Origin of the sequence: Streptomyces sp. WMMB 714 (assembly GCF_900090125.1) — a bacterium.
Taxonomy (GTDB): Bacteria; Actinomycetota; Actinomycetes; order Streptomycetales; family Streptomycetaceae; genus Streptomyces; species Streptomyces daqingensis.
The window spans coordinates 104637-120224 of record NZ_FMHJ01000016.1 but is presented as its reverse complement, the minus strand read 5'-3'; the positions used below and the strand labels follow the sequence as shown (position 1 = coordinate 120224).

General features: G+C 72.2%; 12 protein-coding genes. 10 read left to right on the top strand and 2 right to left on the bottom strand.

Annotated features, from left to right (window positions below; all coding sequences use genetic code 11):
- The first annotated feature begins 113 nt into the window (after positions 1-113).
- From H181DRAFT_RS25270 to H181DRAFT_RS25250, 5 genes are read left to right on the top strand one after another with little or no spacing between them, the layout of a single operon-like run.
- Positions 114-1748: a carboxyl transferase domain-containing protein gene (locus H181DRAFT_RS25270; protein ID WP_045866732.1), complete on the top strand. Its 1635-nt coding sequence runs from the start codon at positions 114-116 to the stop codon at positions 1746-1748.
- Positions 1749-1780: 32 nt separating this feature from the next.
- The gene (locus H181DRAFT_RS25265) at positions 1781-3961 is read left to right on the top strand and encodes an acetyl/propionyl/methylcrotonyl-CoA carboxylase subunit alpha (protein WP_045866794.1); all 2181 of its coding nucleotides are present in this window, start codon (positions 1781-1783) and stop codon (positions 3959-3961) included.
- Positions 3958-4938, top strand: coding sequence for a hydroxymethylglutaryl-CoA lyase (locus H181DRAFT_RS25260; protein WP_045866731.1), 981 nt, complete (start codon positions 3958-3960; stop codon positions 4936-4938). The genes H181DRAFT_RS25265 and H181DRAFT_RS25260 overlap by 4 nt, the downstream gene beginning before the upstream one ends.
- Before the next feature lie 5 nt (positions 4939-4943).
- Positions 4944-6107 carry an acyl-CoA dehydrogenase family protein gene (locus H181DRAFT_RS25255; protein ID WP_045866793.1) on the top strand — a complete coding sequence of 388 codons (1164 nt, stop codon included), beginning with the start codon at positions 4944-4946 and terminating at the stop codon, positions 6105-6107.
- A gap of 7 nt (positions 6108-6114) precedes the next feature.
- Entirely contained in the window at positions 6115-7038 is a 924-nt protein-coding gene (locus H181DRAFT_RS25250; protein ID WP_045866730.1) for a DUF4429 domain-containing protein, read from the top strand.
- Positions 7039-7123: 85 nt separating this feature from the next.
- On the opposite strand, the gene H181DRAFT_RS25245 is transcribed toward H181DRAFT_RS25250, so the two are convergent.
- Positions 7124-8854, bottom strand: coding sequence for a beta-N-acetylhexosaminidase (locus H181DRAFT_RS25245; RefSeq protein ID WP_045866729.1), 1731 nt, complete (start codon positions 8852-8854; stop codon positions 7124-7126).
- Between the two features lie 240 nt (positions 8855-9094).
- On the opposite strand from H181DRAFT_RS25245, the gene H181DRAFT_RS25240 reads away from it, so the two are divergent.
- Positions 9095-9373 (top strand): hypothetical protein, encoded by a 279-nt coding sequence (locus H181DRAFT_RS25240; RefSeq protein ID WP_045866728.1) that lies wholly within the window; start codon positions 9095-9097, stop codon positions 9371-9373.
- A 244-nt stretch (positions 9374-9617) separates the two neighbouring features.
- On the top strand, positions 9618-11444 hold the full coding sequence (gene glmS / locus H181DRAFT_RS25235) for a glutamine--fructose-6-phosphate transaminase (isomerizing) (protein WP_045866727.1): 1827 nt from the start codon (positions 9618-9620) through the stop codon (positions 11442-11444).
- Positions 11445-11773: 329 nt separating this feature from the next.
- Here glmS and H181DRAFT_RS25230 read toward each other — a convergent pair whose 3' ends face one another.
- The gene (locus H181DRAFT_RS25230) at positions 11774-12295 is read right to left on the bottom strand and encodes a universal stress protein (RefSeq protein ID WP_045866726.1); all 522 of its coding nucleotides are present in this window, start codon (positions 12293-12295) and stop codon (positions 11774-11776) included.
- A gap of 387 nt (positions 12296-12682) precedes the next feature.
- Here H181DRAFT_RS25230 and H181DRAFT_RS30295 point away from each other — a divergent pair, with 387 nt between their 5' ends.
- The 3 genes from H181DRAFT_RS30295 (at position 12683) to orn (ending at position 15574) form a co-directional block, all read left to right on the top strand.
- Positions 12683-13120 carry a hypothetical protein gene (locus H181DRAFT_RS30295; RefSeq protein ID WP_368073296.1) on the top strand — a complete coding sequence of 146 codons (438 nt, stop codon included), beginning with the start codon at positions 12683-12685 and terminating at the stop codon, positions 13118-13120.
- A gap of 414 nt (positions 13121-13534) precedes the next feature.
- On the top strand, positions 13535-14944 hold the full coding sequence (locus H181DRAFT_RS25220; RefSeq protein ID WP_045866725.1) for a helix-turn-helix domain-containing protein: 1410 nt from the start codon (positions 13535-13537) through the stop codon (positions 14942-14944).
- Positions 14945-14968: 24 nt separating this feature from the next.
- Positions 14969-15574, top strand: a complete 606-nt coding sequence (gene orn, locus H181DRAFT_RS25215) for an oligoribonuclease (RefSeq protein WP_045866791.1) — start codon at positions 14969-14971, stop codon at positions 15572-15574.
- The last annotated feature ends 14 nt before the right edge of the window (positions 15575-15588 follow it).

The window sequence follows — 15588 nt, the reverse complement described above, 5'->3', positions numbered from 1 at the left end:
GCGACGTGAGGGACGAGCAGCCGCAGCCGGTGACGGCGGGCGCCTCGGAGGCGGCACCGCCGCACTGGCCGGTTCCGGAGGCCACATCGGCGGGGGCGGCGGCCCCGGCCGCGGTGTCGGCGTCGGCTCCGCCGCTGACCAGCGGCATCGATCCGGCGTCCGAATCCTGCCGCGCCAACGAGGCGGCGCACCGCGAACTGGCCGCCGGGCTGCGCGAGAAGCTGGCGGCGGCCCGTCTGGGCGGCGGCGAGCGCGCCCGCGAGCGGCACGTCGCCCGGGGCAAGCTCCTTCCGCGCGACCGGGTCGACTCGCTGCTCGATCCCGGCTCCCCGTTCCTGGAGCTGGCGCCGCTGGCCGCGGAGGGGTTGTACGGCGGGGCGGCGCCGGCGGCCGGGGTGATCGCCGGCATCGGCAGGGTAGCGGGCCGCGAGGCCGTGATCGTCGCCAACGACGCCACGGTCAAGGGCGGCACCTACTACCCGATGACGGTGAAGAAGCATCTGCGCGCCCAGGAGGTCGCGCTGGAGAACCGCCTGCCGTGCATCTACCTCGTCGACTCGGGCGGCGCGTTCCTCCCCATGCAGGACGACGTCTTCCCCGACCGCGAGCACTTCGGCCGCATCTTCTACAACCAGGCCCGCATGTCCGGCGCGGGCATCCCGCAGATCGCCGCGGTGCTCGGCTCGTGCACGGCCGGCGGCGCGTACGTCCCCGCCATGAGCGACGAGGCCGTGATCGTGCGCGGCCAGGGCACGATCTTCCTGGGCGGGCCGCCGCTGGTGAAGGCCGCCACCGGCGAGGTCGTCACCGCGGAGGAGCTCGGCGGCGGCGAGGTCCACAGCAGGGTCTCGGGCGTCACCGACCATCTCGCGGAGGACGACGCCCACGCCCTGCGCATCGTCCGGCACATCGCCGGCACCCTGCCCGAGCGCGGCCCGCTGCCCTGGGCGGTCAGGCCCGCCGAGCCGCCCGCGGTGGACCCGGCGGGGCTCTACTCCGCGGTCCCCGTCGACTCGCGTACGCCGTACGACGTGCGGGAAGTGATCGCCCGCGTCGTGGACGGCTCCCGCTTCCAGGAGTTCAAGGCCGAGTACGGCACGACGCTCGTCACGGGCTTCGCCCGTATCCACGGGCACCCGGTCGGCATCGTGGCGAACAACGGCATCCTCTTTTCCGAATCGGCCCAGAAGGGCGCCCACTTCATCGAGCTGTGCGACCAGCGCGGCATCCCTCTGCTCTTCCTCCAGAACATCTCCGGCTTCATGGTCGGGCGGGACTACGAGGCGGGCGGCATCGCCAAGCACGGCGCGAAGATGGTGACGGCGGTCGCGTGCACCAGGGTGCCGAAGCTGACCGTCGTCGTCGGCGGCTCGTACGGCGCGGGCAACTACTCGATGTGCGGCCGCGCCTACAGCCCCCGGTTCCTGTGGATGTGGCCGAACGCCAAGATCTCCGTGATGGGCGGCGAACAGGCCGCCGCCGTGCTCGCGACCGTCAAGCGCGACCAGATGGAGGCGCGCGGCGAGGAGTGGAGCGCGGAGGAGGAGGCCGACTTCCGCGCCCCGGTGCGCGCCCAGTACGAGGAGCAGGGCAGCGCCTACTACGCGACGGCGCGGCTCTGGGACGACGGCGTGATCGATCCGCTGGAGACGCGGACGGTGCTGGGCCTCGCGCTCACCGCCTGCGCCAACGCGCCACTGCCACGCAAGGATTCCGCGGAGCCGGGCTTCGGCGTCTTCCGGATGTGAGGGGCTGCATCGTGAGGATGGGGACTGTGACCATGTTCGACACCGTGCTGGTGGCCAACCGCGGCGAGATCGCGGTACGGGTGATCCGTACCCTGCGGCAGCTGGGCGTCACCTCGGTCGCCGTCCACAGCGACGCGGACGCCGGCGCCCGGCATGTGCGGGAGGCGGACAGGGCGGTGCGCATCGGGCCCGCCGCCGCGGCCGAGAGCTACCTCTCCGCGACGCGGCTGCTCAAGGCCGCTGCCCGCGGCGGCGCGCAGGCCGTGCACCCGGGGTACGGCTTCCTCGCGGAGAACGCCGCGTTCGCGCGGGCCTGTTCCGAGGCGGGCCTGGTCTTCGTGGGCCCGCCCGCCGAGGCGGTCGAGCTGATGGGCGACAAGATCCGCGCCAAGGAGACGGTGCGGCAGGCGGGCGTCCCCGTCGTGCCCGGCTCGTCGGGCTCCGGCCTGAGCGACGCCCAACTGGCCGACGCCGCACGGGAGATCGGCATGCCGGTGCTGCTGAAGCCCTCAGCGGGCGGTGGCGGCAAGGGCATGCGGCTCGTGCGCGACGAGTCGGCCCTGCCGGAGGAGATCGCGGCGGCACGCCGGGAGGCCCTCGGCTCGTTCGGCGACGACACCCTGCTCGTGGAGCGCTGGATCGACCGGCCTCGCCACATCGAGATCCAGGTCCTCGCCGACGCCCACGGCAACGTCGTGCACCTCGGTGAGCGCGAGTGCTCCCTGCAGCGCCGCCACCAGAAGATCATCGAGGAGGCTCCGAGCCCCCTGCTCGACGAGGCGACCCGCGAGGCGATGGGCAGGGCCGCCGTGGACGCCGCCCGCTCGTGCGGCTACCGCGGCGCGGGGACCGTGGAGTTCATCGTGCCCGGCGAGGCCCCCGCCGCATCGGGAGAGGGCACTCCGCGTCCGTACTACTTCATGGAGATGAACACCCGCCTCCAGGTCGAGCATCCCGTGACGGAGATGATCACCGGCCTCGATCTCGTCGAGTGGCAGCTGCGGGTGGCGGCGGGTGAGCGGCTGCCGTTCACCCAGGCCGACATCTCCCTGGACGGGCACGCGGTCGAGGCACGCATCTGCGCGGAGACGGCACGCCTGTCCGGCCAGGAGGGCAGGGTGGACTTCCTCCCCTCCGCCGGCACCGTGCTCAAGCTGCGGGAGCCGGGCGGCGGGCAGGACGGCGCACCGGCGGACCGCTCCGTGCGCACCGACTCCGGTCTGCTGACCGGGAGCGAGGTCGGCACGACGTACGACCCGATGCTCGCCAAGGTCATCGCCCACGGCCCGGACCGTCCCACCGCGCTGCGTCGGCTGCGCGGAGCGCTGGCGGGAACGGTGGTGCTCGGCGTCGAGACCAACACCGGCTTCCTCCGGCGGCTGCTGGCGCACGACGACGTGGCCGCGGGCGACCTCGACACGGGGCTCGTCGACCGTGACGCCGCCTCGCTCGTGCCGCGTGAGGTGCCCGACGAGGTGTACGCCGCGGCCGCTCTGCTCCGCCAGTCGGCGCTCGAACCGGCCGAGCCGGCCGCCGCGGCGGGCGCCACCGACGCCGGATGGACGGACCCCTTCTCCCTCCCCTCGGGCTGGCGGCTCGGCGGCGAACCGGCCTGGACGGTGCACCATGTGCGCGTGCCCGGGCACGAGCCCGTCGCCTTGCGCGTACGGGGGCGCTCCCCCCTGCCCCGCCGGGGGGACGCTCTCGAGGCGCAGGTCCGCGTCGGCTCGTCGGAGCAGCGGACTGCCCGGCTGACCGCGGACGCCGCCACGGACAGGCTGCTGCTCGACTGGGACGGGCTGACGGTCTCGCTGGACCACGCGCCCGCGGGCAGCGGCCACTGGCTGGGCCTCGACGGCGACAGCTGGCACATACAGGACCACGACCCCGTGGCGGCCGCCCTGCGCGGCGGCGCGGGCGCGCACGGCGCGGACGCGCTGACGGCACCCATGCCGGGCACCGTCACGGTGGTCAAGGCCGCCGCGGGTGACGAGGTCACGGCCGGTCAGAGCCTGCTCGTCGTCGAGGCGATGAAGATGGAGCACGTCATCACCGCGCCCCACGACGGGACCGTCACGGAGCTGGACGTCACCGCGGGCAGCACCGTCGCCATGGACCAGGTGCTCGCCGTCGTCGAGCCCCGCGAGTCCGGGACGGCCGAGTCCGGGACGTCCGGCGAGTCCGGGACGCGGGAGAAGGAGGCGGAGGCATGATCGAGGGTCTGCCGATGCGGTTCCCCGACGGCGGCCTGCCGTCCGAGGTGCGGATCTACGAAGTGGGCCCGCGGGACGGCCTGCAGAACGAGAAGGCGACCGTCCCCGTCGAGGTGAAGGCCGAGTTCGTCCACCGGCTGCGCGCCGCGGGGCTCGGAACGATCGAGGCGACGAGCTTCGTGCACCCCAAGTGGGTGCCCCAACTCGCCGACGCCGAACAGCTCATGCCGCTGCTGAGCGACCTCCCGCCCGGCCTGCGGCTGCCGGTCCTCGTCCCCAACTCGCGGGGGCTGGAGAGGGCGCTGGCCCACGGCTGCCGCGACGTCGCGGTCTTCGCCAGCGCCACCGAGTCCTTCGCCGAGGCCAACCTGAACCGCACGCTGCAGGAGTCACTGGCGATGTTCGAGCCGGTGGTCTCCCGCGCCAAGGCGGAGCGGCAGTGGGTTCGGGGGTACGTCTCGATGTGCTTCGGCGACCCGTGGGAGGGGGCGGTGGCGCCGGCCCAGGTCGTGCGCGTGTGCCGCGCCCTGCTGGACATGGGCTGCGACGAGCTGAGCCTCGGCGACACCATCGGTGTGGCGACCCCCGGGCACGTCTCGGCGCTCCTGACCGAGCTGGACGGCGCGGAGGTACCCGTCAGCCGGGTCGCGGTCCACTTCCACGACACCTACGGCCAGGCCCTCTCCAACACCCTCACCGCGCTCCGGCACGGCGTGACGACCGTCGACGCCTCCGCGGGCGGCCTCGGCGGCTGCCCGTACGCCAAGAGCGCCACCGGCAATCTCGCCACCGAGGACCTCGTGTGGATGCTCCAGGGCCTCGGCATCACCACCGGGGTCGACCTCGCCCGTCTCGCGGCCGTCAGCGGCTGGATGGCGGACCGGCTCGGCCGTCCCAGCCCCTCCCGCACCGTGCGCGCGCTCACCGGCGCCGACGACCGCGGGGGATCTCACCAGCACTCCCACAAGGAGCAGTGACCATCATGTCCCTCGATCACCGTCTCTCCGCAGAGCACGAGGAACTCCGCCGCACCGTCGAGGAGTTCGCGCAGAAGGTCGTCGCGCCGAAGATCGGCGAGTTCTACGAGCGGCACGAGTTCCCGTACGAGATCGTGCGGCAGATGGGCGAGATGGGCCTTTTCGGGCTCCCGTTCCCCGAGGAGTACGGCGGCATGGGCGGGGACTACCTCGCCCTCTGCCTCGCCCTGGAGGAGCTGGCGCGCGTGGACTCCTCCGTGGCCATCACGCTGGAGGCCGGCGTCTCGCTCGGCGCGATGCCCGTCTTCCGGTTCGGCACGGAGGAGCAGAAGCGCGAGTGGCTGCCGAAGCTGTGCTCCGGCGAGATGCTGGGCGCCTTCGGCCTGACCGAGCCCGAATGCGGCTCCGACGCGGGCGGCACGCGTACGACCGCCGTGCGGGACGAGAAGACCGGAGAGTGGGTGATCAACGGCAGCAAGTGCTTCATCACCAACTCCGGCACGGACATCACGGGTCTGGTCACCGTCACGGCCGTCACCGGCCGCAAGGACGACGGCTCGCCGCGGATCTCCACGATCATCGTCCCCTCCGGGACTCCCGGCTTCACCGTCGCCGCCCCCTACTCGAAGGTCGGCTGGAACGCGTCCGACACCCGGGAGCTGTCCTTCAGCGACGTCCGGGTCCCCGAGGCGAACCTGCTGGGTGAAGAGGGCCGCGGCTACGCGCAGTTCCTCCGCATCCTCGACGAGGGCCGCATCGCGATCTCGGCCCTGGCGACGGGTCTCGCCCAGGGCTGCGTCGACGAGTCGGTCGCCTACGCGAACACGCGGAAGGCGTTCGGCAAGCCGATCGGCGCGAACCAGGCCATCCAGTTCAAGCTGGCGGACATGGAGATGCGGGCGCACACCGCGCGGATCGCGTGGCGCGACGCCGCCTCCCGGCTGCTGCTGGGCGAGCGCTTCAAGAAGGAGGCCGCGCTCGCGAAGCTGTACTCGTCGGAGATCGCGGTGACCAACGCCCGCGAGGCCACGCAGATCCACGGGGGCTACGGCTTCATGAACGAGTACCCGGTGGCCCGTATGTGGCGCGACTCGAAGATCCTCGAGATCGGCGAGGGGACGAGCGAGGTCCAGCGGATGCTGGTGGCCAGGGAGCTCGGCGTCGGATAATCGCCTCATGGCGGAAATCATCCAGCGCGCGGGCACGTGGACGTTCGACGGTGAGACCGTCCGCATCGTGCCCGCGGCGGAGAAGCAGGTGCACCCGCTGCGCAAGGCTCTCGGCGAAGTGGCGGTCCCCCTCGAGGCGGTCTCCGGCGTCGCGTACGAACCGGGCCGCAAGGCAGGCCGGTTGCGGCTGCGCCTCCGCGAGGGGGCCGACCCGCTCTCCCAAGTGGCGAGCGGGCGGCTGCCGGACGCCTCCGACCCGTACCAGCTGCCGGTGGAGCGCGACCGCACGGGCGTGGCCGAGTACTTCGCGGAGGAGCTGCGCCACGCCCTGCTGCTGGAGGAGGTCCCGGCCACGCCCTGCGACCGCTACCTGCTGCCCGGCCCGTCCGTCCCGCTGACGGCTTCGGGCACGGACGGGGTCGCCTCCTTCGACGGGGAGCGTGTCCAGCTCGACTGGAACTGGATGGCCGGCGAGGGCAAGTCGCACGCGGGGCCGCGCGTCCTGGCCGTCGGCGAGCTGGAGGGAGTGGAGTGGACTCCCGCGATCGGCTGGGAGAACGGCTCCCTGCGCTTCCGCCCGAAGGGCAGGCACGCGGTACTCAAACCCGAGCACGACCCGAACTGCCTGCTGCTGTGGGGCGTCCGGCAGGCCCGCGAGACGGGCGGCTCGGTGCTGCTGGCGGCGGCGGTGACGGCCCGCCTCCCCCACCCCGCCGCGTCGCGGACGCTCCCGGAGGAGGACCGGGAAGCCCTTCCCCCCTCGCTCGACAAGACCTCGGGCGAGGACGCGGGCGGCCCGGCCGGAGGCGGGGCCGCCGACCACGACAGCCTGCTGCGGCGCCTGCGCGAACTGGGCGAGCTGCACCGCGAAGGGGTGCTGACGGACGAGGAGTTCGTCGTCGCCAAGAAAGCGGTCCTCTCCCGCTTCTGACCGCTCACCGGACGCTGCGGCAGGCCCGTCCGCCCCCCGGCGGACGGGGAGCGGACGGCGCGACCAGGGCCCTCGCCGGTTCTCGTCAGCCCTCGTCAGCGGGCCACGGCACCTGCGGCGAGCGCCAGAAGCCGATGCCCAACTCCTCCCAGCGCGGCGCCTGCTGGGCCAGCCGCACCCGGTAGGCGTCCCAGTCGAGCGACGCCGCGGACGACCAGCCCAGCTCGGCGATCCCCGGGAGCCGGGGGAACGCCATGAACTCGATGTGGTCGCTGTTCTCCAGCGTCTCCGACCACAGCGGTGCCTCGACCCCCATGACCGCGTCCTCGGGCGCGCCCTCGATGTAGCTGCCGGGGTCCCAGTCGTAGGACTGCTGCGCCTCGACGTAGCCGGCCCAGTGCAGCCCCAGCGGCGTGTCCTCGTTGTACTGCATGTCGAGGTAGGCGCGGTTCGCGGGCGAGAGGATCAGCGGCGTCCCCTTCCTGGCGGCCTCCACGACCTCGGGTTCGTCCGCGGCGCCGCTCGTCCCCCAGTACTGGACGACGGCTCCCTCCGCCGGTTCCGCCTCGGCGAGCTGGTGCCAGCCGATGACCTTCTTGCCGTACCGGGCGACCGTCTTCTGCGCCCGCTCCATGAAGGCCGCGTAGTCCTCGGGGCTTGTCTCGTGTGCTTCGTCCCCGCCGATGTGCAGGTAGGGGCCGGGCGTCATCTCCGCCAGCTCACGCACCACGTCGTCGACGAAGTCGTAGGTCCGCTCCAGCGGCACGCACAGCGAGCTGAATCCGACCTCGATGCCGGTGTAGCGGGGCGGGGCCACGCCGTCGCAGTTGAGTTCGGCGTACGAGGCGAGCGCGGCGTTCGTGTGCCCCGGCATGTCGATCTCCGGGACGACGGTCAGCTCCCGCTCACCGGCGTAGCGCACGATCTCCCGGTAGTCGGCCTTGGTGTAGTGGCCGCCCGGCCCGCCGCCGACCTCGGTTCCCCCGCCGTACGTCGCCAGCCGCGGCCACGAGTCGATGGCGATCCGCCAGCCCTGGTCGTCGGAGAGGTGCAGATGCAGCTTGTTGACCTTGTAGAGGGCGAGCTGGTCGATGTAGCGCTTGACCTCGTCCACGCTGAAGAAGTGGCGGGAGACGTCGAGCATCGCACCGCGGTAGCCGTACCGGGGTTTGTCGGTGATGGTGCCGCCCGCGACCTGCCAGGGCCCCGGCTGCTCCGTCCTCGCCTCGACGCGCGGGGGCAGCAACTGGCGCAGCGTCTGGACGCCGTGGAAGAGCCCCGCGGTGGTCGGCGCGCTGACGACCGCCGCCTGCTCGGTGACGTCCAGGCGGTAACCCTCGCCGCCCAGTGCGGACTTGCTCTTCCCGTCGTCCTCCAGTCTGAGCTGGATGCCGTCCGCGCCCGGCTTCGCGGTGACGGGCAGGGCGAATCCGGTGGACGGCCGCAGCAGTTCGGCGAGCCGGTCGCCGACCCCGCGCGCCTTCCGCGACGCGCGGTCCGTGCCCGCATCGCCCGCCGACGACGCGGAGCTGCCGGACGGGCCGTCGGAGGCGCTCTTCCCGGACGCGCCCGGGACCCGGATCACCGTCCGCTCGTCGATCGTGAAGGGAGCACCTTTCTCCTCAACGGACAGGGGTGCCGGGATGACCTGGCCCAGCGGCGTCGGCTCCTCCCCCGCGGGCCCGGACGGTTCCGCGGCAGCGGCCGGGTACGCGCCCGGCGTCGTGGCGGTGGCGGTGGCCGCGAGGAGGACGGCGCAGATCAGCAGTGGCCGGATTCGTCTCACGAGCGATCCCTTCGACGGGGCTTCGTCCATGGAGGCGCACGCGGCGGAGGCCGCATGGCCGGGCGTGTGCGTGGAGCGACGGGACGGTCACACTCGTACCGTGCGGCTACGGGCCGGTCAAGGTGTAGACCAGTTCGGAGCGCGGAGCCCGCTCCCTTCCGGCCCCGCCGTTCCAGGGCTTCCTCCCGCGCACCGCACCTTGATCGACACGCTTGCCCGAAATCGGGCAGGTTTCTTGCGTTCCTCGCTCCGAGCCCGCAATATCAAGATGTGCTCGAAGTCCGTACGCCCGTCCACGACGACCTCGTCGACCATCTGGTCCGCACCACGCCGCTGCACCGCGGCGAAGCGGCCCGGATCGTCCTGGACGTCCTGGCGTACTTCGACGAGACGACCGAGGAGTACGTACGCCGCCGCCATCGCGAACTGCAGTCCAGGGGCCGGAGAAACCCGGAGATCTTCGCCCTGATCTCGTCCGAGCTTCCACGCCGGGCGGTGGCGCCTCCGGAACTGTCCCTGCGGCAGCTGCGCCGCATCGTCTACGGATGACACCCCTGACCCGCACCCGGCGCGTACCGGGAGCAGCACCGCAGACACCGCAAGCACCGGCAAGAGCGGGCACACCCCGGGCCTGAGACCGCAGCAGCACCGCGCCCGGACGCACCGGCCCCGGCGGAGTCCGGGACCCCGGCCGGCAGAGGACCGGCGAGGACCGGCGGAAATACCGACAGACAGCAGAACGACAGCGAGCCACCATCCGGTGGACAGCGACGAGGGAGAGGCGACAGCCAACATGTGCGGAATCGTGGGATATATCGGTCAGCGTGATGTCGCGCCGCTCCTGCTCGAAGGTCTGCAGCGCCTGGAGTACCGGGGGTACGACTCCGCCGGCATCGCCATTCACAGCAGTGGCACGGGCAGGAGCGCGGGCCTGAAGACCGCCAAGACCAAGGGGCGGGTCCGCGACCTGGAGGAGCGGGTCCCCGCCCGCTTCGAGGGCACGACAGGGATCGCCCACACCCGCTGGGCGACGCACGGCGCGCCCAACGACGTCAACGCCCACCCGCACCTCGACGCCGCCGAGCAGGTCGCCGTCGTGCACAACGGCATCATCGACAACGCCTCCGAGCTGCGGGCCAAGCTCACCGCCGACGGCGTCGAGTTCGTCTCCGAGACCGACACCGAGGTCCTCAGCCACCTGATCGCCCGCGCGCAGGCCGACCGGCTCGAAGCGAAGGTCCAGGAGGCGCTGCGGCTCGTCGAGGGCACGTACGGCATCGCCGTCCTCCACGCCGACTTCCCCGACCGCATCGTCGTCGCGCGGAACGGCTCGCCCGTCGTGCTCGGCATCGGTGAGCACGAGATGTTCGTCGCCTCGGACGTCGCCGCGCTCGTCTCCCACACCCGCCAGGTCGTCACCCTCGACGACGGCGAGATGGCCACCATCAAGGCCGACGACTACCGCACGTACACCACCGAGGGCTCCCGCACCTCCACCTCGCCGGAGACCGTCGAATGGGCCGCCGAGTCCTACGACATGGGCGGCCACGACACGTACATGCACAAGGAGATCGCCGAGCAGGCCGACGCGGTGGACCGGGTGCTGCGCGGACGCATCGACGAGCGCTTCGCGACGGTCCACCTCGGCGGCCTGAACCTCGACGCCCGCGAGGCGCGCCGCATGCGCCGCGTGAAGATCCTCGGCTGCGGCTCCGCCTACCACGCGGGCATGATCGGCGCCCAGATGATCGAGGAGCTCGCGCGCGTCCCCGCCGACGCCGAGCCCGCGAGCGAGTTCCGCTACCGCAACGCCGTCGTCGACCCCGACACCCTCTACATCGCGGTCAGCCAGTCCGGCGAGACCTACGACACCCTCGCGGCCGTGCAGGAGCTCAAGCGCAAGGGCGCGCGGGTGCTGGGCGTCGTGAACGTCGTCGGCTCCGCCATCGCCCGCGAGACGGACGGCGGCGTGTACGTGCACGCGGGGCCCGAGGTGTGCGTCGTCTCCACCAAGTGCTTCACCAACACCGCCGTGGCGTTCGCGCTGCTCGCCCTCCACCTGGGCCGCATCCGCGACCTGTCCGTCGCGGACGGCAAGCGCATCATCGAGGGGTTGCGGCGGCTGCCGGGCCAGATCGACGAGATCATGCGTACGGAGGACGACATCAAGAAGCTGGCGGCGGACTACGCCGAGGCGAAGAGCATGATGTTCGTCGGCCGCGTACGGGGCTACCCCGTGGCCCGCGAGGCCTCGCTGAAGCTCAAGGAGGTCTCGTACATCCACGCAGAGGCGTACCCGGCCTCCGAGCTCAAGCACGGCCCGCTCGCCCTGATCGAGCCCGCCGTGCCGACGGTGGCGATCCTCCCGGACGACGAACTGCTGGACAAGAACCGCGCGACGCTGGAGGAGATCAAGGCCCGCAGCGGCAAGATCCTCGCGGTGGCGCACCAGGAGCAGGAGAAGGCGGACCACACGATCGTGGTGCCCCGCAACGAGGTCGAACTCGACCCTGTCCTGATGGGCATCCCGCTCCAGCTGCTCGCCTACCACACGGCGCTGGCGCTCGGCCGCGACATCGACAAGCCGCGGAACCTCGCGAAGTCCGTGACCGTCGAGTAAGGCGGCGGGCCCCCGTCCGCGGTCCTCTCCGGAGGACGCGGGACGGCGGTGGGCGGAATCCCGCGCGGGCCACCATCCACGCGGGATTCCGCCTCCCCTGCACCGGCGTCGCCCATAACGCCGGCGGGTTGCCGCCCCGCGGGACCGTCACCTCCCGCGCGGCGGCGCGCCGTTGGAGTCCGGGCGCGGATGCGCCCTGCGTCCTGTGCCACCTATATGCCCCTCACAAGCGCACAAGTCACCTCGTGAAGCGAGGAGATTCCGTGCTGGACAACTGCGAACTCGCCCCGCAGACAAGGGCATTCGAGGCATCCCGAGGGCGGGGACCGCTACGGGATCACCACGACCGGCCGCTCCGCACGCCGCGCGAGACGGCCCGCCACCGAGCCGAAGATGCGGCCCGCCAGACCGTGCGTGGACCCGACGACGATGGCGTCCGCCTCGTACTCGTGCCCCACCTCTTCGAGTTCGTGGCAGATGTCACCGCCGCGCTCGACGAGGATCCACGGAACCTCGGCCAGGTGCTCCGCACACGACAGTTCGAGGCCGAGGACCTCGGTGCGGTGGTCGGGGACGTCCACGAAGACCGGCGGCTCGCAGCCCGCCCACACCGTCGTCGGCAGCCGGTTGGCCACGTGCACGATGATCAGGCCGGAACCGGAACGGTGGGCCATCCCGATGGCGTACGCCAGGGCCCGCTCGCTCGACATGGAACCGTCGAACCCCACGACGACACCGTGCTGGAACGCCGGGTCGCACGAGTGGCGTGCTTCTTCCGCCGCTTCAGGAGTCGCTGTCGGATCGGCGACCTGCTTGCGGTCCGCTGGTTCGGGGATCTCTTTTCCGGCCATCGGTGTCTCGGCGAAGGGAGTCCTCTGTGCGGAGGGAGCGGCGGTTGACTTCGATCTTCCAAAGGGGAGACGGGAGGAGCTTCGGGCGCTGAGGGGAGAAGGAGCCCGCGGGGGTTCACGGACGCACAATCCCGGCCAAGGCCTCATCAGCCCCTTACCCGTAAGGGTACGACCGCACTCCCGCCTTGCCCAGAGGCGCCGGGAGGCACTGACCGTCACGGGCTGACCCCGGAGCATGCCTGAGGAAGTGCCTTCACGCAACGCCCCTCTGCGCCCCTTACCTCCCCCGCTCGCGCCGCCGTCGTCGGACAAGGCCGGGTGCGCTCACCGAAAGGCAGCGCCCCGCGACGTTCGGTGACCGCCCCGGCGCCCTCGCGTTAGCAGTGCGTGCCAGCACCCACCACAGGGACGGGCCGCCGGCGGCGCGTCCCCGCCGCCGCCCCGCGGCCCGGATACCGCAAGGATTCGGACACCCGCGTCCGACCCGACGAGACCCCCGACGAGGCTTCGGAGCGCGACCCCGAGGCCGCGGCGCACGCCTCCGCGGCGGCGGCTGAGATCGTCCGCTGGGGGACCTTCGCCTGCACCCTGGCCCCGCTCACCCTGCTCGTGTGCGGTTCGCCGTTGCAGACGGTTGCGTTGACCGCGGTCGGCCTGGCCGCGGTCAACGCGTCCTGCCGCGCGCTGCTTCGCTGCTCAGAGCGCATGTACGCCCGCCGGACGACCGGCCGTTGGCCCGTCGGCAGGCCCGAGCCGCACCGCGGACGCCACAGCCGCACCGGCACCGGCCTGCACAGAGGCGGACGGCACACCGGCCGTACCTGACCGTCCGGAACGCCCGACTTCGCACCGGCGCACGACAGTAGGCAGGGGCGCACACCGGGGGTGTGTCCGAATCACGCATGTGATCCCCACTTTTTTCGGCCAACTTTCGCCCCTACAAGGGCCGTTGACGGCGTGACAGCCCAACCGCCCACGACCTGCGCGGAAAGGACCGACGGGCACGTGTGGCCGCATCGGCAGCGGGGCAGGGACGGCATGCGCACTTCCCAGTGGCGTCACCGAATGCGACGCTTCGTGATCGAATGCTTCACGCCAAGTTGCCTTGTCGACATAGCGGCGGGTCTGGAACTCGTCCCGCCGACCTCGTGCGACACAGTAGATTCGATCTTGGCTATCGCCGCGGGGGAAACGTGCAGGACCGAGAAGGACGCGACGATTGAGGGGGGCTGACATCCGGTGAGCGTTCCAAAGAGCCATCAGGACTCGACGAACGGCCCGGCAACGACCCGCAAGCTGGCCGCACGGAGGCGCCGCGAGATCGTGGCGGTGCTGCTCTTCAGTGGCGGACCCATCTTCGAGAGCTCCATACCGCTCTCTGTCTTCGGCATCGACCGCCAGGACGCCGGGGTCCCCCGGTACCGGCTCCTGGTGTGCGCGGGTGAGGACGGGCCGCTGCGGACCACCGGCGGGCTGCAGTTGAGCGCCCCGTACGGACTCGACGCACTCTCCCGCGCCGGGACCGTCGTCGTACCGGCCTGGCGCTCCATCACCCAGCCGCCCCCCGCCGCGGCGCTCGAGGCCCTGCGCCGGGCGCACGAGGAAGGCGCCCGCCTGGTCGGCCTCTGCACCGGAGCGTTCGTGCTGGCGGCCGCCGGCCTGCTGGACGGACGTCCGGCGACGACGCACTGGATGTACGCGCCGACGCTCGCCAAGCGCTACCCGGCCGTCCACGTCGATCCGCGCGAACTGTTCGTGGACGACGGCGACATCCTCACCTCCGCCGGAACGGCGGCGGGCATAGACCTGTGCCTGCACGTCGTGCGCAACGACCACGGCGCGGAGGCCGCGGGTGCGCTCGCACGCCGCCTCGTCGTACCGCCGCGCCGCGGCAGCGGCATGGAGAGCGGGGGTCATCCACGCCATCTGGACCGCTCTTTACCCGAGGAGATCGGTGCGGACCCGCTCGCCGAGGTCGTGGCGTGGGCCCTGGAACACCTGCACGAGCAGTTCGACGTGGAGGCCCTGGCGGCGCGCGCGTACATGTCGCGCAGGACCTTCGACCGCCGCTTCCGCTCCCTGACGGGCAGCGCGCCGCTGCAATGGCTCATCACCCAGCGGGTGCTGCAGGCGCAGCGGCTGCTGGAGACCTCCGACTACTCGGTCGACGAGGTGGCGGGACGCTGCGGCTTCCGCTCGCCGGTGGCGCTGCGGGGCCACTTCCGGCGCCAGTTGGGCTCCTCCCCCGCCGCGTACCGCGCGGCGTACCGGGTCAGGCGTCCTGACAGCGGCAACGGAGGAGGGCACTCGGGAGGGCTCGGAGAGGGCGGACGAGCGGAGGGAGGCCAGGGAGGCTCCGGTACGGCGGGCGGTTCCGGCGGGACGGGCGGCGGCGCGCACAGCGCGGCGGGAGGCTCCACCGGCGGGACGCAGGGCGGCGGCACCGCGCACGGCATGGTTCCGCACCCCGGCCAGTACATGGCCCGCGACCTGCGGGACGCGGCCCGTCCGCACCGTGAGGCCCGGGACGCGCACCAGCCGCGGGAGCAGCGCGAGCACCGCGAGCCCCGTTCGGAGGCCGGGGAGCCGGGGAAGCCGGAATCGGACGCCTGGGCTCCGAGGCTCCCGGGACAGCGGGGCCGGGGCTGAGGGTGTCGACGTAGGGTGAAGCGCATGAATGACCGCATGGTGTGGATCGACTGCGAGATGACCGGCCTCTCGCTGGCCGACGACGCGCTCATCGAAGTGGCCGCCCTGGTCACCGACTCGGAGCTGAACGTACTCGGCGAGGGCGTGGACGTGGTGATCCGGCCTCCGGCACGTGCGCTCGCCTCGATGCCGGAGGTGGTCCGCGAGATGCACATCGCCTCCGGCCTCCTGGACGAACTCGACGAGGGCACGACGCTCGACGAGGCCGAGAAGCAGGTGCTGGCGTACGTGCGCGAGCACGCGCCGGAAGCGGGCCGTGCCCCGCTCTGCGGCAACTCGGTGGGCACCGACCGCGGCTTCCTCGCCCGCGACATGGCGGAGCTGGAGACGCACCTCCACTACCGCATCGTGGACGTCTCCTCCATCAAGGAGCTGGCCAGGCGCTGGTATCCGCGCGCCTACTTCAACAGCCCGCCGAAGAACGGCAACCACCGGGCGCTGGCCGACATCCGCGAGTCGATCGCGGAGCTGCGCTACTACCGGGAGGCGGTCTTCGTCCCGCCGCCGGGTCCCGACTCCGACACCGCCAAGAAGGTCGCCGCCAAGCACGTGGTGCCCCCGGCGTCCTGACCGGGACGGTGTTC

Coding starts and splice junctions, on each gene's coding strand:
- H181DRAFT_RS25265 (WP_045866794.1), top strand. CDS start 1,781: ATGTTCGACACCGTGCTGGTGGCCAACCGCGGCGAGATCGCGGTACGG.
- H181DRAFT_RS25245 (WP_045866729.1), bottom strand. CDS start 8,854: ATGGACGAAGCCCCGTCGAAGGGATCGCTCGTGAGACGAATCCGGCCA.
- H181DRAFT_RS25250 (WP_045866730.1), top strand. CDS start 6,115: ATGGCGGAAATCATCCAGCGCGCGGGCACGTGGACGTTCGACGGTGAG.
- H181DRAFT_RS25260 (WP_045866731.1), top strand. CDS start 3,958: ATGATCGAGGGTCTGCCGATGCGGTTCCCCGACGGCGGCCTGCCGTCC.
- orn (WP_045866791.1), top strand. CDS start 14,969: ATGAATGACCGCATGGTGTGGATCGACTGCGAGATGACCGGCCTCTCG.
- glmS (WP_045866727.1), top strand. CDS start 9,618: ATGTGCGGAATCGTGGGATATATCGGTCAGCGTGATGTCGCGCCGCTC.
- H181DRAFT_RS25230 (WP_045866726.1), bottom strand. CDS start 12,295: ATGGCCGGAAAAGAGATCCCCGAACCAGCGGACCGCAAGCAGGTCGCC.
- H181DRAFT_RS25255 (WP_045866793.1), top strand. CDS start 4,944: ATGTCCCTCGATCACCGTCTCTCCGCAGAGCACGAGGAACTCCGCCGC.